We start from the raw sequence: 19,705 nt of genomic DNA on the forward strand, positions 1-19,705 counted from the left end.
CGCGCCACTAGCGTTGGCTGCCGCTGCACGATCCCGCCTTGGTGCTGCGCCGCCTGCCCCAGCAGAACCGCCGGCTGCAGGCTGCTGGGGCCAGGCGGTTCTTGCCCATGCTAGGAAAGCTGACTTTTCTCCTGCCGAGCCTGAGCGTGCAGGCCTGCCAACACTTCCCCTGAGCGGGCCCCGGCTGTCTGCGCATTCTGCGCGTACAAACTGTTCCCCTGCGCATCAATGGCAACCACTGCCGGCCCCAGGCCGTTCACATTGATTCGTGAAAGCCGATAGTGCGTGACCATCTCCGGCCAGCCGACCTCGACAACCCGCTGAATCGCCCGGGACAGCAAGGTGCAGCCGCCACCCAGGAAGGACAGGTATACGCACCCGACCTTCCTCATTGCCTCGACGCTATGTTCATCCAGGCCACCTTTGCCGCCGACCACCCGAAGGCCGAAACCCTCGATCAAGGTTGGCATGTACGGGTTGAACCGGGTGCTGGTCGTGGGGTTGATGTAGAGCATCTCGAAATGCTCGCCCTCCCCTTGGCTGTAGCCCCCAAGATGAAAAAGCGCTTGGCCGCGCAACTCGACAGGGGGGGCCTCGCCGCTTTCCAGGCAGTGCATCAACCGCTGGTGCGTGGGCAGGCCGGCGGTGATCACCACGTCGCCGTCAACCACCACCAGGTCGCCGGCACGAAGGGAACGGATAGCGTGTTCATCAAATGGCGCTTGAAGCCGCTTCATAGGGCGTTCCTCACTCGAAATAATCGACGCGACCGTCCGGGTGGATCCGGGCGGAACGACGTCGGTTGATCCAGCAGTTGAAGCACACGGCCACCGGCGTGAAACCATGGCCGGACGCGTAATCCACGTGCACCGCCATGGCCGTGCTATCGCCGCCGGTACCCATGGGGCCGAACCCTGTGGCATTGACGGCTTGGCGCAAGCGTTCTTCCATGTCCGCCAGCACTGGCTCGGGGTTGGATGTTCCGATCTGGCGCAGCATGGCTTGCTTGGCCAGTTTCGCGGCGTAGTCGAAGGTGCCGCCAATCCCGACACCGATCACCACCGGAGGACAGTGCTGAGGGCCAGCCTTGAGGACCACTTCCATGACATACCGCTCGATGTCTTCGAGGCTTGGAAAGGTGAAGATTTCCAGTGCTGCCCAGCGCCCGGAGCCCAGGGCCTTGGGTGAACAGGTGATCTCGACGTAATCAGCGTCATCGATCAATTCGAAGGTGGTGATGGGCATGTCCTTGCCCGCGTAGCCACGCTCAAGAGTCAGTGGGTTGGTCACATGGGCCAGCATGGGTGGCTGGATGGTGGCGACGAGGTCGCTGAACCCATCGGTGATGGCCTGCTTCACCGGCCCATCGAAATTGACCTTGGTGCCAACCTTGACGAAATACACCGGCACGCCCGAGTCGGAGCAGACAAAATGGTTTTCCTCTTCCGCCGCGCGTGCGCTGGCGATCATGATGTCCAGGGTCTGGCTTGCGGTCTGATTGCGCTCCACGGCCTTCGCCTGGGCAAGCGCCCGCTTGGTGTCTTCAGGGATTTTCTTCAGCGAGCGCTCATAGAGTTCGGCAGTCACTTGGCGTAGCAAGTCCGACGAGATGGTACCCATTACAGGCTCCTCAGCATTTTTTTTGTAAGAAGCCAGGCAAGCCTGGCTTGAGGCGTTGCGTCAAACGCGTTCGAAGGCCAGCGCCAGGCCCTGGCCGACCCCAACGCACATCGTTGCCAGGCCGCGCCGGCCGCCCTGCTTTTCCAGGGCGTGAATGGCGGTCATCACCAGCCGTGCACCGCTCATGCCCAAGGGGTGACCGAGGGCGATGGCACCGCCATGCGGGTTCAGGTGCAGGGCGTCGTCGGCAATGTTCAATGCCCTGGCCACGGCCAGGCTCTGGCTGGCGAACGCCTCGTTGAGCTCAATGACATCGAAGTCGCCAATTTCCAGTTCAAGCCGGGCCAGCAGTTTCTGCACGGCTGGCACAGGCCCGATACCCATAACCCGTGGCGCCACCCCCGCGCTGGCCATGCCCAGCACCCGGGCACGTGGGGTGAGGCCATGGCGCTCGACCGCCGCTGCGCTGGCAAGGAACATGGCGGCTGCACCATCGTTCACACCCGACGCATTGCCTGCGGTTACGGTGTTGCCCGCACCGTTCACCGGTTTCAACGCCGAAAGTGCCTGCAGGGTGGTTTCCGGGCGCAGGTGCTCGTCCTGCTCGACGATCCGTTCGCCCTTGCGCTCACGCACGACCACAGGAACGATTTCTTCAGCGAAGAAACCACTGCGCTGCGCCTGCGCCGCGCGGGCCTGGCTACGGTTGGAAAAGGCATCCTGGTCTGCACGGGAAATACCGTATTGCGCGGCAACGTTGTCCGCGGTCTGCGGCATGCTGTCGACGCCATACTGCTCGGCCATGGCCGGGTTGACGAAGCGCCAGCCGATGGTGGTGTCCTCGATGCTCAGCGCACGGGAATACGCCGCTTCAGCCTTGCCCATTACAAACGGTGCCCTGGACATCGACTCGACGCCACCGGCAATGGCCAAGGCCATTTCGCCGCAGGCAATTGCCCGGTAGGCCGTACCAACTGCGTCCAGCCCCGAGGCGCACAGGCGGTTCAAGGTCACCCCCGGCACAGATGCCGGCAACCCGGCCAGCAGCGCGGCCATGCGCGCAACATTGCGGTTGTCCTCACCGGCCTGGTTGGCACAGCCCAGGAACACTTCCTCGATGGCCGTCAGGTCTACCCCAGGGTTGCGGGCGATCAACGCCTTGAGTGGAACAGCGGCCAGGTCATCCGCCCGCACGCCCGCCAGGGCTCCAGCAAAACGCCCGATTGGCGTACGGACGGCATCGCATATGAAAACATCACGCATGTGCATCGTTCCTGTGCAGATTCTGAAGCGAATCAGTTGGCTTTGACGACGGGCTTGCCGGCTTCAGCCGGGGTGCCCAGCAGGATCATCGCGGCGCCAGTCAGCATCAGCACGCCATAGGCGGCCTGGGATGCGGCCATGCTGCCGGTCAGATCGATCAGTGCACCCACCAGCGCCGGCATGAACACGTTACCGACACCGGCCAGCGTGGTGACCAGGGCGATGCTGCCCGCTGCCGCCTTGCCGGTCAGCAGGCTGCCGGGCAATGTCCAGAACGGACCGGTCGCACCCAGAACCGATGCGGTGGCGACGATCAGCAGAATCACCGAGACAGTGGTGCTGGGTTGCAGAATGGCCAGGGTCAACCAGCCAAGCGCCGAAATGCTCAAGCAGATCGCCACATGCCAGCGGCGCTCCATGACCTTGTCCGAATGCTTGCCCACCAGGTACTGCGCGATCACACCCACCATGAACGGCAGTGCCGACAGCAGGCCGACATGGAACAGGTCGGTGATGCCCGTTTTGCGAATGATGGTCGGCACCCAGAATGCAGCCGCCACTGCGCCACTGAAAACCGCCAGTGCGGTGAACGCCAGCACATACACTCGTTTGTCCTTGAACGCGCCCCAGAGGGAATGGTGTTCGTTGGCATTGCTGGTGTCATCTGCCGCCAACTCGTCGAGGATGACCTGGCGCTCCTGCTCGGACAGCCACTTGGCTTCCTTGGGCGAGTTGTCCAGCAACAGGTAGGTGGCGACGCCCATCACGCAGGCCGGCAGGCCGGCGACCAGGAACAGGATCTGCCAACCCTTCAGGCCGAACAAACCGTCCAGGTGCTGCATGATGCCGCCCGCCAGTGGCCCGCCGATCATGCCTGAAATAGGGATCGCAGCCATGAACATCGCCGTTACGCTGGCTCGACGGTTACGCGGCACCCACAGCGTGAGGAACAGCAACACCCCCGGGAAGAAGCCCGCTTCGGCCACACCCAGCGCAAAGCGCAGGATGTAGAACATGGTTTCGCTTTGCATCATGGAGAACGCCGCACAGGCGATACCCCACATGATCATGATGCGCAGCACCGTCTTGCGAAAACCGATGCGCTGCAGCATCAGGTTGCTGGGGATCTCGAACAGGATATAGCCGACGAAGAAAATGCCGGCGCCGATGCCGTACACCATTTCGCCGAAACCAAGGTCAGTCATGAAGCCGAGCTTGGCGAAGCCGATGACGTTGCGGTCAATCAGTGCCAAGACGTAGCAGATCATGAGCAGTGGCAGGATCTTCCATTTCACACGAGCGAACGTCCGCTGGGCGAACTGTTCGTCGGTGTAAGCCTGGACGGCATCTGCACTTTCGCGCGCTGTGATCATTGTGGGTTGCCCTGTTGTTGTTATCGGTTTTGCCGTCACATGAGCGTGCCGCTCAGTGTACGGCTATCAGCCAAGCCCTGGGCGCTTGCTGTGGTCCCATGAGACCGCTGCACGACCTAAAAGTCAATAGGTCATTTTTATAGCCTATTGACTTTTAGGTCGTCCTCGCCGGTAATTGTGGTGGGCTGACGCGATGCCAGCCGATAGAAACGCCCCCACATAGGACAGGTAACAATGACAACAAACCTGAACCGGCAGCTGCTGACGCTGACCACACTTACCCTCGCCGTGTCGTCAGGCGTACAAGCCGCTTTTCTCGATGACAGCAAGACCTCGGTGGACTCCAGAACCTTCTATTTCCAGAACGATTACCGGGATGGCAGCGGCCAGAACCGCGTCGAAGAAAGTGCCCAGGGCCTGACCTTTCGCTTCCAGTCCGGCTACACCGAAGGCGACATTGGCCTGGGCCTGGATGCAGCACTGATGTACGGTTTCAAGCTCGACTCAAGTCCGCAGCGAAGCGGCTCTGGCCTGCTGCCGCGTAACGCCGAAAGCCGCCCGGGTGGCCCCAGCTATGCCCGCGAGTCACAGGACGAATACAGCAAACTGGCCCTCACCGCGAAGCTGAGGCTGTACCAGGACACGCAAGTGCTGGTCGGTACCATCAACCCGAGCCTGGGCGTGTTGCAGCCAAGCACCACCCGGCTGTTCCCCCAGGACTTCCGCGGCACCCAGGTCACCAACACCTCGATCAGCGGGCTGACCCTGCGCGCCGGCAGGCTCGACCGCGCCCGCCACCGGGATTCCACCGATTACCAGGGCATCGGTATCGCCTACGCCAACGGGCAATACCCACGCACCGACAACCGCGACTTCAAATACGCCGCAGCAGACTACGCGCTGGGCAAGGATGTGGTGCTCAGTTACAACATCGGTGAGCTGGAAGACGTCTACCGCCAACACTTCGTCGGCATCAAAGGCAAGTTGCCGGCGGGGCCGGGGCGCCTGGTCAGCGACATCAGGCTGTTCGCTTCCCAGGAAGCCGGCGCTGGCGACGCCGGCACTATCGACAACCGGGTGTACAGCGGGCTGTTCGGCTACGAGTGGAACGGCCACACGCTGCAGGCCGGCTACCAGAAGGTCGATGGCAAAGGCGCATACCCGCAGCTGGAAAATACAGCCACCTACCTGCACACCGAAATGATGCTGACCAACTTCGCCAAGCAGAACCAGGCTTCATGGCTGGCGCGTTATGACTACAACTTCGCGGCTGCCGGCCTTCCCGGGCTGATGCTGACCGTGCGCTATGTGAAAAGTGACAACGCCCAGGTCGTCGGGGTGCAGCAGGATGGCAGCGAGCGGGAACTGGATACCGATATCGGCTACGTGGTGCAAAGCGGCACGTTCAAGGACCTCGCCGTGCGCTGGCGCCATGGCGTGCTGCGCAGCAATTACCAGCGCAACAGCGACCAGGACCGCCTGATCGTCGACTACAGCTTCAAGTTCTGATCCAGCTCATTCCACCCTCCCCCACGCCGGCCACGCTCTGGCGGGTGGGGTGCAGGGGTTTCCCCCCAACCGGAAGGTGTTCAATGAAACTGTCGAAATTAGTCGCCCCTCTGAGTGTCTTGTGCGCAATTGCGCTCGCCCCGGCCGCCTGGTCGCAGGGCAACATCGCCCACCGCACCATCCAGCATGCCGACGCCACCATCGCCTACTCGGTACAGGGCCAGGGGCCGCTGGTGATGATCCTGGCCTCTACTGGCCGCGGCAGCGCCGAATTCGCCCCATTGGCCGAGCAACTGGTGCGCCGCGGCTATCGCGTGGTCTTGCCCGAACCCAGGGGTGTGGCAGGCAGTAAAGGGCCGATGAAAAACGTGACGTTCCACGATTTCGGCGACGACTTCGCCAACGTGATCGCCGCCGAAGGCGGCCCGGCAATCGTTGCCGGGCATGCGTACGGCCAGTGGATCGCCAAGACCATCGCCAGCGACCACCCACAGGCTGTGCGCGGGATCGTGCTGCTTGCCGGTGGCGCACGCCAGTGGCCCAGCGAGCTGTCCGATGCCATCACCCGGATCAACGCCGAGCAAACCCCCGAGGATGAAAAACTCGCCGCGTTGCGCCTGGCCTTCTTCGCCGAAGGGAATGATCCGCGCCCTTGGCTGACCGGGTGGCACCCGCAGGCCACGCAAAGCCAGCGGGAGGCACGTGCCAATACCCCCAAGGAAAGCTACTGGGCAGGCGGCAGCGCCCCGATCCTGGACTTGCAGGCTGGCGCCGACCCCTTCCGGCCCGAGCGCTCGCGCATGGAAACCAAGGAGGAGTTCGGCGACCGGGTGACGATCAAGGTCATCCCACATGCAAGCCATGCGCTGCCGGCGGAGAAGCCTTTGGAAACCGCCGACGCCATTGCCGATTGGGCTGATGGCTTACCTCGGTAAGCGTGACGAAAAAAGGGAGATCATCACTGATCTCCCTTTGCGCCACCCCGCCTGATCAGCGCCCGACGAACACCGGTGCGCGCTTCTCCACCACCGCCCGGGTCGCTTCACGGGCGTCCTCGGTCGCCATCAGCCGGGTGCTGTAGCCCTGCTCGACCTGATAGCCGTCTTCTACCTGCATGAACTCGATCTCGTTCAGCGACGCCTTGCCCATGCGCAAGCCCAGCGGGCTCTTGCTCGCGATCAGCCGGGCCAGCTCCTGGGCCCGCGACATCAGGGCCTCAGGCGCCAGAACCTCCTCGACCAGGCCAATGCGCAGTGCCTCTGCGGCGTCGATCGGCAGCCCGGTGAAGAACATCTTGCGCAGGTTGCCCTGCCCGATCAAACGCCCAAGGTGCGCGCCGCCGCCACAGCGGCCGACGTTGATCTCCGGCATGCTGAACTTTGCCCGTTCGCTGGCGAGGCGAATATCGCAGACTGCCGCCAGCACCGTTCCGGCGCCCAACGCAGGGCCGTTTACCGCTGCGATCACCGGCACGGCGCACTGGCGTACCGCCGCGAAACATTGCCGCACGACTGCCGCACGCGCGGGGTCTTCATCGACGGTCGCGGCAAGGAACTCGTGCAGATCCAGGCCAGCACAGAAGGCCCGATCACCGGCAGCGGTGAAAATCACGCAGTTGACCGCCGGGTCGCTCCCCAGCCGGGTGAACAGTTCGCCGATAGCCTGGTAGTGGGCCAAGGTGATTGCGTTAACCGGTGCACGGTCCAGCGTGACGACCGCCACGCCCTCGTTGATCTCAAGCTTCAAATCTTGCATCACGCGCTTTCCTTACTGTCGAAACCGAAAAGATGGGCAGGGTTGTCCACCAGGATCTGACGAATGATCGCTTCGTCCCCTACCCAGTTCATGAACACGTCCAGCAACTGGCCGACGTCCGGTGATTGTTCGGCCATGCGCACAAAGGGCCAGTCAGACCCCCACAGCAGCCTGTCTGGCCGCTTGTTCACCAGGGCCTGGTGGAATGGCTGCAGCTCGGCGTATGCAGGTGCCTGCCGGGACACCCGGCAAAGCGACAGCTTTGCCCACACCTGGCCGCTGTCGAGCAGGGCCAGAAACTGCTGGAATGCCGCGCCTTCCACGCCGGCCGCCACATCGAATTGCCCCATGTGGTCGAACACGATCGGCATGTCGAGATGCCTGACCGTCTCGAAGACACGCGGGCAGTCCTGGGCCTTGGCCCAGATGTGCGCGTGCCAGCCCCGTTCGCGCATGCGTGGCGCCAATTGGCACAGGGTATCGACGCCTATGCTGCCGGCGTAACGCTTGCCGCTGCTGGGGTCGAGCATCTCGATAAAGCGCAGCCCGCGTACCCCCGCCTGATGCAAGGTGTCGAGGCTGGCGTCGCTGATGCTCGCATCGGCAACGGCGATGCCCCGTGCCCGGCCGGCCAGCTCACCCAGGGCATTGACCAGGGCGCGGGTATCGGTGCCATAAGGTGCCGGCTGCACCAGCACGCCCCGGTCCAGGCCGACGCTGTCCAGCATCTGGCGATAGACCGAGGGCGCTGCCAATGGAATCGCATACGTGGCCGGGCCGGTGGCAAAGGTATCGAGCGGGCCGAAGACGTGGCAGTGCACGTCACAGGCACCCGCCGGCACGCTTCGAGCGGTGAGCGCCGGCATGCGCGGTTCAATGGTGTCCATCAACGCTCCCCCATCGCAGGATGTGCGCCAGCCTGGAAAACCGCCGGCGCCGGCTCTGTCAAACGCGGTAAGCCGCACTGGGCATCGGTTGCCACTTGCAGGGGCGCCTTGACCTCATCGGGCAACGGAATACGGTGCACGTTCAGGGTCATGGCAACCAGCGTGTAGTAGCCGATCACCGAAGACAATTCGACCACGCCCACCGTGCCCCAGCGCGCATGAATGCGCTCGTACACGTCTTCCTGAACGTCGCCATGCAGTTGCATCTGCCGGGCGAAGGTATAAATGTCCCAGGCCTCCGAGTCGTCGAACACCGGTGCCTCCCCTGCTGCAATGGCATCGATGATCGTGCTCTGCAACCCGGCCTTGGCTGCGTCGTCGGCGTGAATATGCCATTCCAGCTGGCCATTCCAGCGCCGCGCAGTGACCAGGATCGCCAGTTCACTCAAGCGTTTAGGCAACACCGTGTCGTAACGCAGTACTTCGCCCAGGCGCTGCCAGCGGTCAGCCAGCACCGGGTTATGCATGGCGGCCCGCAAAGGGCCCACAAGGCGCCCGCGGGGGCCACGGACAACGGCTTCATACACTTCAGCCTGCGCCTCGGACATGGTGCGGGCATCAAACAGCGGAATTCTGGCCATGACTCACTCCTGCGAGGCGGCGGATGGAACAGGGATCGTGATGCCAAGCTCACGCAACACCTCAGCCGTGTGCTGGCCCAACAGCGGCGGTGCACGGTTGAAATCCAGGCTGGCATTGCGCATGCGAATCGGGCTTACCACTTGCGGTACCACGCCGGCCAGTGGGTGGGGCAGCTGGCGCAGCATTTCTCGGGCCTGCACCTGCTCGTCGGCGAACACCATGGGCACCGTGTTGATCGGCCCGCACGGCACCTTGGCTGCTTCCAGCGCGCTCAGCCATTCCTGCAGCGGGCGCTCGGCAAGCCGCTCGGCGATAAGGCGCAGCAAGGACGGCAGGTTGTCGACCCGGGCCTGGTTGGTGGCATACAGGGGATCGTCGGCCAGTGCTGGCGCTGCAATCACTTCGCAGAAACGCCGGAACTGACCGTCGTTGCCTACCGCCAGCACGATGTGGCCATCGGCGCACTTGAAAACGTCTTGTGGCTGGATGTTCGGGTGGCGATTGCCAGCGCGCTGAGGGGTCTTGCCCGATACCAGGTGGTTCATGGCCTGGTTCGCCAGCACCGCCGTCTGCACATCCAGCATGGCCAGGTCGATGTACTCGCCCTCACCGGTGCGCTCGCGGTGCGCCAGTGCAGCCAGCACCGCCACGGTGGCATACATGCCGGTCATGATGTCGACGATCGGGATACCGACCTTCTGTGGCCCACCGCCCGGCAGGTCGTCCCGCTCCCCGGTCACGCTCATCAAGCCGCCCATGGCCTGGATCATGAAATCGTAGGCGGCGTTGTCACGCTTGGGTCCGGTTTGCCCGAACCCGGTAATGGAGCAGTAGATGATATCCGGCTTTACCGCCTTGAGATCGTCGTAACTCAGCCCGTAGCGGCTCAAGGTACCGACCTTGAAGTTCTCCAGGACTATATCCGACGCGGCCGCCAGCTCCCTGACCACCTGCTGCCCGGCCGGGTCCGCCAGGTCGACGGTGACCGAGCGTTTGCCGCGGTTGACCGACAGGTAGTAGCCGGCTTCTTTCGTCGCGTTGCCTGCTTGGTCTTTGAGGAAGGGAGGCCCCCAGGTACGGGTGTCATCCCCGACCTCGGGGCGCTCGACTTTGATTACGTCAGCACCGAGGTCAGCCAGAACCTGTCCCGACCAGGGGCCTGCCATGATCCGGCTCAGATCGAGAACGCGGATATGTGAAAGTGGGCCTGCCATGTTATGGACTCCAGAGTTAGGTGGCGCTCGGCGCGTTGTCATCACGAATTGCGGTCGCGGCCACCGCGGGGCGCGACTGGAACTGCTGATACCAGTGCGCCAGGGCCGGATGGCCAGGGCGCCAGGCAATGAATGACCAGCGAAAATCCAGCTGGCCAAGCGCACAACCGATGGCGATATGGCCTAGCCCGAAGGGTGCGGCTTCAAGCTCGGCAGCCTGGGCTTCCAGGGCGGCGAGCACGGCTTGGCATTTTGCGTTGAAGGCATTGAGAAAGGGGTCGTCGGCACAGTCGTGGGGCAAGCCACGGTCGATGTACCAGTTGCGCCACAGCAACAGCACATCGATGAATCCGTCGCCCAGCGCTTGCCAGGTCATGGCTTGCAGGTAACGGGCACGGTCGGCCGGGACCAGCCTGGTGCCATTGTGCAGGCCATCGAGGAAGTCACAGATGACACGCGAGTCGTAGAGCTTGCGGCCATCGGCCAGCACCAGCGTCGGGATCTTGTTCAAGGGGTTGTCGAGCATGACCTGCTCATTGAGCTGGTTCATGCCCACGACATTGCGCACGCAGGTGACGCGGTCGAGCAGACCCGTTTCGTGCAGTACGATCATCACCTTGCGTACGAACGGTGAGCGCGGCGACCAGTGCAGGGTCATCGCTTGGCTTGCCGGGTGGGGAGTAGAGACAAAGGTCACTTTTGATCCTATGTGCTAACTTTATGACCTTTTCAGTATAGACCTATCTGAAAAGCGCTTGCCATCCCCCGTGCAATGATTTTTTCTCAGGCGTGCGCAGGCGCGCTCAACCGGCTGGATTCGCGCGCCTCGAAGCGCTGCTGCCATTGGGCAAGCTGGGGGTGGCTGGCATGCCACGGCACGTCGGCGAAGCGAACCGCCAGGTAGCCCAGGGCGCAGCCGATCGCGATATGGCCAATACCGTAGGCAACCGTATCCAGTTGCGCCACCTCATGCTCCAGCAATTGCAGGGTCGAGGAGAGCTTGAGTGCGCTGGCGTGCAGGAAGTCCTGCTGCTGTTGGGCCTCGGGCCGCTCACGTTCATGTCGCCATACAATCAGCGTGTCACACAAGCCATCGCCCAACGCCTGCCAGCGCAAGGCTTGCCAACGCCTGTCGGCCTGCTGCGGGTACAGCCCCGGGCCGTGCCCGAGGGTATCGAGGTATTCACAGATCACCACAGAATCGAACAACACCGAGCCGTTACCCAGCTCCAGTGTTGGAATGCGCATCAACGGGTTGATCGCCAGCAGCGCAGCATTGGGCACGTGCCGGGAGACCTTGGTGCGCACACAGCGCACCTGGCCTGCCAGCCGGCGTTCATGGATCACGCACATGACCTTGCGCACGAACGGCGACAGTGGCGACCAATGCAGCGTCATCCCGCCAGTCATACGCTGACCTTGACGTCGAGCCTGACCACGTCACCACGGTATACCCCATCCCCGACGAACACCAACCGCCCCTGGTCATCGATGGCAGACCGGTAACAATAGGCAACCGGGGCATTGAGCGGGATCTCCAGCGCCTCTGCAGTCGCCAGGTCTGCCGTGCCAATGGTGATGGTCTGGTGCACTTCCTTCAGCGTCAGGCCGGGCAGGTCCTTGAGAATTCGCAAGGTCGTGTGGGTTTCAAGCAGTTTCGCCGGAATCTTGCGCACCAGCCGCGCATCGATGAATGCGTTGCCGATGTAATACGGTTTGCCTTCGCGCAGGTGGCGGCGCCGCCAGCACCGGTACTCCGGTGCCATTTCACCGATCTTGTGCTGCACATTGACAGGCTGGGCCTTGACGTCGAAAGACAGCACCTCTGTCGTGACCCCTTCCGGTGACAGCAACAGGCCCGACCAGTCGGTGGGCACTTCACACCACATCTGCTCTTGTGGCTGCTGGATGACGAAGGTGCCCTTGGCACGGAAGCGCCGTATCAGCTTGTCCTCTTCGAGGATGTCCAGCGCTTGACGCACCGTTGCGCGAGCCACGCTGCACTCCGCGGCAAGGTCATCCACCGTGGGTATCTGCCCACCTACCGGCCACAGGCCTTGCTCGATCCTGCGGCGGAACAACGTGGCCAGCTGGATGTAGCGGGCTACGCCACTGCGGCTGAAATCAATGCCTGACTTGCTGGCCAATGCATCTAGGTCTTTCATCAATTCTTCTCGTTTGTGAGCCCCGTGGGGCATGCCTTGATCGCGCGGCGGCAGTATCGCATAAACCATAGGTTTGCATTATTAGCCTTTGTGGTCCATTGGCATTTAATTCTATAGGTCATCCTATTGACCTTTAAGGCCTCGTGTACGTACAGTGTTGGCATCATTCGCACTGTCACACGGGTATCAGGCATGAGCACCGCACTGAGCAAAACAGCCAGCATTGGCATCATAGGGGCAGGCACGATGGGTGCGGGCATCGTCGCCGTGGCCTTGCGAGCCGGGCATGCCGTGTACCTGCACGACACGCGCCAGCAAGCGCTGACCCAGGGCGCCGAAAGCGTCACCGCCTCGCTGGATCGATGGGTCAAGCGCGGGTACCTGACTGCCCGGCAACGGGACGAATGCCTGGCCCGGCTGACCCTGGCAGCCGAGTTGAGCGAACTCTCGGCGTGCGCACTGGTGGTGGAAGCCATCATCGAAAACCTGGAAATCAAGCAACAACTGTTCAGCGCACTCGAAGCAGTGGTCGGCGAGCACACCATCCTCGCCAGCAACACCTCCTCCATCTCGATCACGGCGATCGCGGCAACCCTGCAAAGGCCGCAGCGCATGGTCGGCATGCATTTCTTCAACCCGGCAACGGTGCTGCCGCTGGTCGAGGTGGTCAAAGGCGAAGCCACCTGCGCAACCGTGGTAGCCCAGGTCAGCGAACTGGCCACCCAGTGGGGCAAATGCCCAGTCGAGTGCAAGTCAACGCCAGGCTTCATCGTCAACCGCGTGGCCCGCCCGTTCTACGCCGAAGCCCTGCTGGGCCTGGAAGACCAAGTGGCGCCTGCTGCAGTGATCGATGCCGCGTTGCGCGATGCAGGCGGGTTTCGCATGGGGCCGCTGGAGCTGATGGACCTGATCGGCCACGACACCAATTTTGCGGTGACGCGAAGCATTTACGACGCCTTCTTCCAGGACCCTCGCTACCGCCCTTCGCTCACCCAGAAAGCACTGGTGGACGCTGGGTGGCTGGGCCGCAAGACCGGCCGCGGTTTCTACCGCTACGACCCGGGTTCGACGCCCGATGGCATCACCTATGAAGCCGCTTGCCCGCAACCGACGCTGGTCCAGCAATTTGGCGATTTTCCTGGGGCGCAAACCGTTCGGCACTTGGCCGAGGAACGTGGCTGCCCTATCGAAAGGCACAACGGCGACGGCTACCTGATGGTCGACGGCGTGCAGCTACGCCCTTGCCTCGGGCTGACTGCCCTCGCGCTGGCGACCGCCCAGGAACTCGACCAGGTCGTGCTGTTCGACGCCTCCACCCACCTTGAAGCAGCCTCCCTGGTCGTGCTCAGCGGCGCCGACACCTGCAGGCGCGCCTCCCTGGATAGCGTGGTTGGCTTTTTCCAGGCGCTGGGCAAGCAGGTGGTCATCATCGACGACGTGGCGGGCATGCTCGTGACACGCACGCTGTGCATGCTTGCCAACGAAGCGGCGCAGGCCGTCAGCCAAGGCATCGCCACCGCGCAGGCGGTCGACCTTGCCATGCTCAAGGGGGTCAACTACCCGGTGGGCCCGCTGGCCTGGGCCGACGCCTTCGGCAACCACAACGTGGTCACCGTGCTGGACAACCTGGCCCGCGCCTGCCCCGATGGCCGCTACCGCGCCAATGCGCTGCTGCGCCGCAAGGCACTGACCAACACGCCCTGGAACCACGCTGAATAGAGCCCGAACATGCCTTCGACAAACCCCGTTCACCAGCAGATTCACACAGATGGCTACGCCATCATCACCCTCGACCGGCCAGAGCGTCGCAACGCCCTGAACCTGGAAATCAAACAGCTGCTGGCCGAGGCCGTAGAGGCACTGGCAGGCGACCCGCGCGTGCATGCCTTGGTGATCACCGGTGCAGGTGGCTATTTCGTCGCCGGCACGGATATCGCCGAGATGCGCGACATGACCCCCACTCAACACACGGCCCTGCAAACCGGACGCCTGTTCGAAGTCGTCGACCGCTGCGAAAAGCCGGTGATCGCCGCGATCGAGGGCTACGCCCTGGGTGGCGGCTGCGAGTTGGCCCTGGCCTGCGACATCATCATTGCCTCGCGCACGGCGCGCCTCGGCCAGCCGGAAATCAACGTTGGCATCATGCCAGGGGCAGGCGGCACCCAGCGCCTGCTGCGCACCATCGGCAAGTACCGCACGGCGTTGCTCACCCTCACAGGTGAACCCCTCAGCGCTGAACAGGCTTTCAATGCCGGCATGCTTTCCGAAGTGTGTGACGAAGGCGCTGCACTGCAGCGCGCATGTGCCATCGCCGCGCGTATCGCCGCTCAGCCGCCCTTGGCCGTGCGGGCGATCAAGGCACTGTTGGCCACCGGTGAGGACGCCCCCCTGCATAGCATGTTGAAGCTTGAAAGAAGCGCCTTCGTGCAACTGTTCGACAGCGAAGACCAGAAAGAAGGCATGACTGCCTTCCTGGAAAAGCGCAAGCCAACCTATCGCGGGCACTGATGCCCGCTGCGGCAAGGCGAAACCCACCTGCAAGGACCATTGAACATGCCGACCATCGTCAATCTCGGGCCCATTCCCGACATGCTGGAGCGCCGCCTGCGGGCGCGCTTCGAGTTGTGCCCCATCGCGCAGGCCGAAGCGCCCGAGCAGATCGAAGTGGCCGTGACCACCAGCATGGTCGGTGCCAGCGCTCAGCAGATGGCCCAGTTGCCGCGTTTGCAACTGATTCTGTGCAACGGTGCCGGCCTGGACCGCATCGACCTGGCTGAAGCGGCAGCACGGCACATCGAGGTGTTCAATACCGCCGACGCGGTTACCAAAGACACCGCTGATTACGCCGTGGCTTTGCTGTATGCCGCCAAGCGCAGGGTTACCCAGGCGGATCGCTTCGTCCGGGCCGGCCAGTGGGGCAAGGAAGCGTTCACACCCACCCGCCGCGTCAGCGGCAGCAAAGTCGGCATTGTGGGGTTGGGCAAGATAGGCACGCTGGTGGCCAAGCGCATGCAGGGGCTGGGGCTTGAGGTGGGCTACCACACGCCCAGGCCAAAGCCGGCAGCCGGGCTTGCCTATTTCGATCACATCGAGCAACTGGCGGCCTGGTGTGATGTGCTGGTGCTGTGCTGCCCTGCAACCCCCGCCACCGACCGGCTGGTCGGTAGCCAGGTGCTGCAGGCGCTAGGCAGCGCCGGCACGCTGATCAATATCTCGCGCGGCTCCGTGGTCGCGGAAGATGACCTGATCCAGGCGTTGGGCCAAGGCGTCATCGCAGCCGCGGCGCTGGATGTGTTCGCCAGCGAACCGGCACTCGACAGCCGCCTCGCCACCCTGCCCAACGTCATTCTCTCCCCGCATGCGGCTGCCATTACCGTTGAAACCAGGGCCGAGATGGCAGCGCTGCTGTACCAGCGCGCCGCCGCTCACTTCCAGGCCGGGCTCACGGGTTGATGTAGCTGGTTTTCACCTGGGTGAAGAACTCGGCCGCATAACGGCCTTGCTCCCTGGGCCCGTAGCTGGAGCCTTTGCGCCCGCCAAAGGGCGCATGGGGGTCGACCCCTGCGGTCGGCGCGTTGACCATGACCATGCCGGCTTGCAGCCCGCGCTTGAACCGCGCAGCCTGCTTGAGGGAGGTCGTGCACACCCCGGCCGACAAGCCATAAGGCGTTGCATTGGCCACGGCCAACGCCTGCTCGGCATCCGCCACCCGGATCACCGCCGCCACCGGGCCGAAAATCTCTTCCTGGCAGATACGCATGGCCGGCGAAGCGCCAACGAACAACGCGGGCGTCAGGTAGAAGCCGGGCTTGCCCTCGACCTCTGCAATGGCCTGGCCGCCGTACACCAGCTCAGCGCCTTCGCGCTGGCCCAGCTGGATATAGTCGACGTCCTGGGCGAGTTGTGCGGCATCCACCACCGGGCCAATCCGGGTTGCCGGGTTGCGCGCATCGCCCACCTGCAAGCCTGGCAGCTTCGCCAGCATCGCCGCCACAAAGCGGTCATGGACCTTGTCGGTCACGATCAGCCGTGACGATGCCGTGCAGCGTTGCCCGGTCGCGTGATACGCGCCGTCGAGGGCGCAGGCCACGGCCACCTCGATATCGGCATCATCCAGCACCACCAGTGGGTTCTTGCCGCCCATCTCCAGCTGGAAGCGCGCCATGCCACCTGGGCGGGCGACTGCTGCTTGCGCCACCTTGCGGCCAGTGCCCTCCGAACCGGTAAAGCTGATGGCCGCCAGCCTGGGGTCGTTCAGCAGCACATTACCGATCTCGCGGCTGCTGCCCATCACCAGGTTGAATGCGCCGGCAGGCAGGCCAGCGCGGCTGATGATTTCAGCGAGCACCCAGGCGCAACCAGGCACCAGTTCAGCGGGTTTGAACACCACGGTATTGCCGTAGGCCAAGGCTGGGGCAATCTTCCAGGCCGGAATCGCCAGCGGGAAATTCCACGGGGTGATCACCGTCACCACGCCTATCGGTTCACGGGTAATCTCCACCGTCATGCCCGGGCGGGTGGAAGCCAGCAGCTCGCCTGGCAGGCGCAGGCACTCACCGGCAAAGAACTTGAAGATCTGCCCCGCCCTCAGCACCTCGCCGCGGGCATCGGGCAAGGCCTTGCCCTCCTCCCGTGCCAGCAAGTCTGCCAACTCGTCACGGCGGGCCAGAATTTCGCTGCCGATGCTGTCCAGTGCATCACTGCGCTGTTGCGGCCCCCATGCTGCCCACTCCGCCAGCGCCTCGCTGGCGGCGGCGAACGCCGCTTGTGCCTGGGCTTCGCTGGCGCGTGCGTAGTGCCCAATGATATCTCGGGTATCAGAGGGGTTGATGTTGGTCGAGACCGCTTGGCCCTCGACCCATTTTCCGTCGATGAAATTGCAATACATCGCTTTGGGCTACTCCCACATCCTAAAGACCGGCAGCGCTCACCCCGCGCGGCGCTGCCACTGGCACATCAGCCCCGTTCGCGGGCGCGCGCGAGGTTGTCCTTCAGTAACGACGGCACACGCTCGTCGAACCCCAGGGCCACACGGCGAACTTCCGGGCTGTCGGTGGGTTGATGGCCGACACCCAGCGCACTGGCGCGCGGTGCGTCGATGGCAATGACCTGCCCACGAATGCGGCCGATGCCGGTCACCTCGCACTCCACCACGTCGCCCGCGCCGATACTGCGCGAGTGGCACGGCGTGCCCATGAGAATGACGTCGCCCGCCTCCAGGGTGATATGCCGCGCCAGGTCGGCGATCACGTAATGCGGGCCCCAGATGGTTTCATCGCCGATGTGGGCCTGCTGGACCACCTGGCCGTTGACGTAGGTGCGCAGCGTCTGCTCGAACAGGTTCACCCCGCGCACGATGCCCGGGCCGATCGGCAGCAGCGTGTCGGCGCCTTTGACGCGCAGCATGCTGCCCTGGTCGGTGTCGCGGAAATCCTGCAGGCCCATGTCCAGCGCCGGGCAGAAACCTTCGATGTAGGCCCAGGCTTCATCGGGGGTGACGTTACGGCAGTTGCGCCCGATCACCACGGCGTACTCGCCCTCGTAGTTCAGGTACTGGCAGTCTGCGGGTTTGTGGATCTGCCCTTCATGCCCATTGAGCGACGTGCGCGGCTTGACGAAATACGTCGGGGTTTCGGTAGGCTTGGCCTTGTTGCGTGTTTCGAAACTCCGCGAGCTGTAGCTGATGTGCACAGCGATGATCTTGCCGGGGTTGACCGGCGGCAGGTAGGCCTGGCCTTCGGCAGCGATCACCCGACCATCGTCCAGGCGCAATTGCCCGGCCGCGTCACCTTCCTCGATCAGCGTGCCCCAGCACGCGGTGCCGCCCAACAACACCCGGCGTCGCTCGACACGGGGGCCACGCATGACTTCAGGCAAGGCCTGGAGTGGAAACTCGAAATCCATTTTTTCTAACCTCTTGAAATGTTCAGCGCTTGCCAGTGCGCACGAAAGCGACAACCACCAACCCGGCCATCAGCACGAAGCCGGCAATGATGTACATGGCGCTGGCGGTAGTACCGGTATTGGTCTTGATCCAGCCCACCAGGTACGGGCTGAAGAACCCTGCCAGGTTGCCGATGGAGTTGATCAGGGCGATCCCGGCAGCGGCAGCCACGCCGCCCAACATGCCCGTGGGCATGGACCAGAAGATCGGCGCCATGCTCTGCAGGCCCATGCTGGCCAGGGTCAGGGCGAACATCGCGGCCATGGTGTTGTGCTGGAACACCACGGCCAGGGCCAAGCCCAATGCCCCGGTGCTGGCAGCCGCGCAATAGTGCCAACGGCGCTCGCCGGTACGGTCGCTGTGGCGGCCGACCAGAATCATCGCAACCACGCCGAAGGCGTAGGGGATTGCCGACAACAGGCTAATGTGGGTGGTGCTTTCAACGCCGGTTGCCTTGATGATCGAAGGCAGCCAGAACCCAAACCCGTACTGCCCCATGGAGCTCCCGAAATAGACCAGCGCGAACATCCACACCAACGGGTGGCGTAGCACTGCCCCCAGTGACAGCTCGGTTTTCACCTTGCTTTCGCTGTCGATGCGCGCCTGCAGCAAAGTCTTCTGTTCGTCGGTCAACCACTTGGCGCTGCTGATACGATCGTCCAGATAGAACAGCACCGCTACCCCCACGATCAGCGACGGAATCGATTCGACCACGAACAGCCACTGCCAGCCGGCCATGCCGTAGCTGCCATCGAGCGAATCCATGATCCAGCCCGAGAACAGCCCGCCAAGCAAGCCCGCCAGCGGTATCGCCGACATGAACAGCGCCATGATCCGGCTGCGGCGGTTAACCGGGTACCAGTAGGTGAGGTAAAGCACGATGCCGGGGAAGAACCCTGCTTCCGCGGCGCCCAACAGAAAGCGCAGTATGTAGAACGTGGTCTGATCATGGACCAACGCCATCGCACCGGTGAGCAACGCCCAGCTGATCATGATGCGCGCGATCCAGCGGCGGGCGCCCACGCGGTGCATGATCAGGTTGCTCGGCAGCTCGAACAGGAAGTAGGCGAGAAAGAACACGCCTGCACCCAGGCCGTACACTGCCTCGCTGAACTGCAGGTCGTCCATCATCTGCAGCTTGGCGAAACTGACATTGATCCGGTCAAGGAACGCGATGACCAGGCACAGGCACAAGAAAGGAATCAGCCGCCGCGTCACTTGGGAATAGGTGGCTTCTTCAATGTCCAGCGCGGCCAGCGGGAGCGGGCCGGTAACGGCATTACCGTTCATGGGTTTGCCTCATCTTATTATTGTAGGGGTGGTTGGAAATCGG

19 protein-coding genes are annotated in these 19,705 nt (G+C 63.4%); 5 read left to right on the plus strand and 14 right to left on the minus strand.

What is annotated here, in order from left to right:
- Positions 1-110 precede the first annotated feature (110 nt).
- From DMX12_RS04275 to DMX12_RS04290, 4 genes are read right to left on the minus strand one after another with little or no spacing between them, the layout of a single operon-like run.
- On the minus strand, positions 111-737 hold the full coding sequence (locus tag DMX12_RS04275; protein ID WP_110676444.1) for a fumarate hydratase C-terminal domain-containing protein: 627 nt from the start codon (positions 735-737) through the stop codon (positions 111-113).
- A 10-nt stretch (positions 738-747) separates the two neighbouring features.
- Positions 748-1,620, minus strand: a complete 873-nt coding sequence (locus DMX12_RS04280; protein ID WP_054911565.1) for a fumarate hydratase — start codon at positions 1,618-1,620, stop codon at positions 748-750.
- Positions 1,621-1,680: 60 nt separating this feature from the next.
- Entirely contained in the window at positions 1,681-2,883 is a 1,203-nt protein-coding gene (gene pcaF / locus DMX12_RS04285; RefSeq protein ID WP_110676446.1) for a 3-oxoadipyl-CoA thiolase, read from the minus strand.
- 32 nt (positions 2,884-2,915) lie between these two features.
- Positions 2,916-4,256 carry an MFS transporter gene (locus tag DMX12_RS04290; protein WP_054911567.1) on the minus strand — a complete coding sequence of 447 codons (1,341 nt, stop codon included), beginning with the start codon at positions 4,254-4,256 and terminating at the stop codon, positions 2,916-2,918.
- 234 nt (positions 4,257-4,490) lie between these two features.
- On the opposite strand from DMX12_RS04290, the gene DMX12_RS04295 reads away from it, so the two are divergent.
- Complete coding sequence (locus tag DMX12_RS04295; RefSeq protein ID WP_110676448.1) at positions 4,491-5,765, plus strand: OprD family outer membrane porin; 1,275 nt, start codon at positions 4,491-4,493, stop codon at positions 5,763-5,765.
- 83 nt (positions 5,766-5,848) lie between these two features.
- Complete coding sequence (locus DMX12_RS04300) at positions 5,849-6,700, plus strand: alpha/beta fold hydrolase (protein ID WP_110676450.1); 852 nt, start codon at positions 5,849-5,851, stop codon at positions 6,698-6,700.
- 55 nt (positions 6,701-6,755) lie between these two features.
- On the opposite strand, the gene DMX12_RS04305 is transcribed toward DMX12_RS04300, so the two are convergent.
- The 7 genes from DMX12_RS04305 to DMX12_RS04335 form a co-directional block, all read right to left on the minus strand.
- Positions 6,756-7,520 (minus strand): enoyl-CoA hydratase-related protein, encoded by a 765-nt coding sequence (locus DMX12_RS04305; protein ID WP_054911570.1) that lies wholly within the window; start codon positions 7,518-7,520, stop codon positions 6,756-6,758.
- A complete protein-coding gene (locus DMX12_RS04310; protein ID WP_110676452.1) occupies positions 7,520-8,407 on the minus strand; it encodes an amidohydrolase in 888 nt (295 codons plus the stop codon). The genes DMX12_RS04305 and DMX12_RS04310 overlap by 1 nt, the downstream gene beginning before the upstream one ends.
- On the minus strand, positions 8,407-9,048 hold the full coding sequence (locus DMX12_RS04315) for a carboxymuconolactone decarboxylase family protein (RefSeq protein WP_054911572.1): 642 nt from the start codon (positions 9,046-9,048) through the stop codon (positions 8,407-8,409). The genes DMX12_RS04310 and DMX12_RS04315 overlap by 1 nt, the downstream gene beginning before the upstream one ends.
- Positions 9,049-9,051: 3 nt before the next feature.
- Positions 9,052-10,263 carry a CaiB/BaiF CoA-transferase family protein gene (locus DMX12_RS04320; RefSeq protein ID WP_110676454.1) on the minus strand — a complete coding sequence of 404 codons (1,212 nt, stop codon included), beginning with the start codon at positions 10,261-10,263 and terminating at the stop codon, positions 9,052-9,054.
- 16 nt (positions 10,264-10,279) lie between these two features.
- Positions 10,280-10,960: a glutathione S-transferase family protein gene (locus tag DMX12_RS04325; RefSeq protein ID WP_197879566.1), complete on the minus strand. Its 681-nt coding sequence runs from the start codon at positions 10,958-10,960 to the stop codon at positions 10,280-10,282.
- A gap of 86 nt (positions 10,961-11,046) precedes the next feature.
- Positions 11,047-11,673 carry a glutathione S-transferase family protein gene (locus DMX12_RS04330; protein WP_082416099.1) on the minus strand — a complete coding sequence of 209 codons (627 nt, stop codon included), beginning with the start codon at positions 11,671-11,673 and terminating at the stop codon, positions 11,047-11,049.
- Positions 11,670-12,428, minus strand: a complete 759-nt coding sequence (locus tag DMX12_RS04335; protein WP_082416100.1) for a GntR family transcriptional regulator — start codon at positions 12,426-12,428, stop codon at positions 11,670-11,672. Before DMX12_RS04335 ends, DMX12_RS04330 begins: the two co-directional genes overlap by 4 nt.
- 192 nt (positions 12,429-12,620) lie before the next feature.
- Between DMX12_RS04335 and DMX12_RS04340 the strand changes: the two genes are divergently transcribed.
- From DMX12_RS04340 to DMX12_RS04350, 3 genes are read left to right on the plus strand one after another with little or no spacing between them, the layout of a single operon-like run.
- Positions 12,621-14,147, plus strand: a complete 1,527-nt coding sequence (locus DMX12_RS04340; RefSeq protein WP_110676458.1) for a 3-hydroxyacyl-CoA dehydrogenase — start codon at positions 12,621-12,623, stop codon at positions 14,145-14,147.
- A 9-nt stretch (positions 14,148-14,156) separates the two neighbouring features.
- Positions 14,157-14,936 (plus strand): enoyl-CoA hydratase-related protein, encoded by a 780-nt coding sequence (locus DMX12_RS04345; protein WP_110676460.1) that lies wholly within the window; start codon positions 14,157-14,159, stop codon positions 14,934-14,936.
- Between the two features lie 45 nt (positions 14,937-14,981).
- Positions 14,982-15,881: a 2-hydroxyacid dehydrogenase gene (locus DMX12_RS04350; protein ID WP_110676462.1), complete on the plus strand. Its 900-nt coding sequence runs from the start codon at positions 14,982-14,984 to the stop codon at positions 15,879-15,881.
- On the opposite strand, the gene DMX12_RS04355 is transcribed toward DMX12_RS04350, so the two are convergent.
- The 3 genes from DMX12_RS04355 to DMX12_RS04365 form a co-directional block, all read right to left on the minus strand.
- The gene (locus DMX12_RS04355) at positions 15,871-17,316 is read right to left on the minus strand and encodes an aldehyde dehydrogenase family protein (RefSeq protein WP_110676464.1); all 1,446 of its coding nucleotides are present in this window, start codon (positions 17,314-17,316) and stop codon (positions 15,871-15,873) included. The genes DMX12_RS04350 and DMX12_RS04355 overlap by 11 nt on opposite strands.
- Before the next feature lie 68 nt (positions 17,317-17,384).
- Positions 17,385-18,332, minus strand: coding sequence for a fumarylacetoacetate hydrolase family protein (locus DMX12_RS04360; protein WP_110676466.1), 948 nt, complete (start codon positions 18,330-18,332; stop codon positions 17,385-17,387).
- A 22-nt stretch (positions 18,333-18,354) separates the two neighbouring features.
- Positions 18,355-19,662: an MFS transporter gene (locus DMX12_RS04365; RefSeq protein ID WP_110676468.1), complete on the minus strand. Its 1,308-nt coding sequence runs from the start codon at positions 19,660-19,662 to the stop codon at positions 18,355-18,357.
- Between the last annotated feature and the right edge of the window lie 43 nt (positions 19,663-19,705).

This window comes from Pseudomonas sp. MB-090624 (genome assembly GCF_003205245.1).
GTDB lineage: Bacteria > Pseudomonadota > Gammaproteobacteria > Pseudomonadales > Pseudomonadaceae > Aquipseudomonas > Aquipseudomonas juntendi.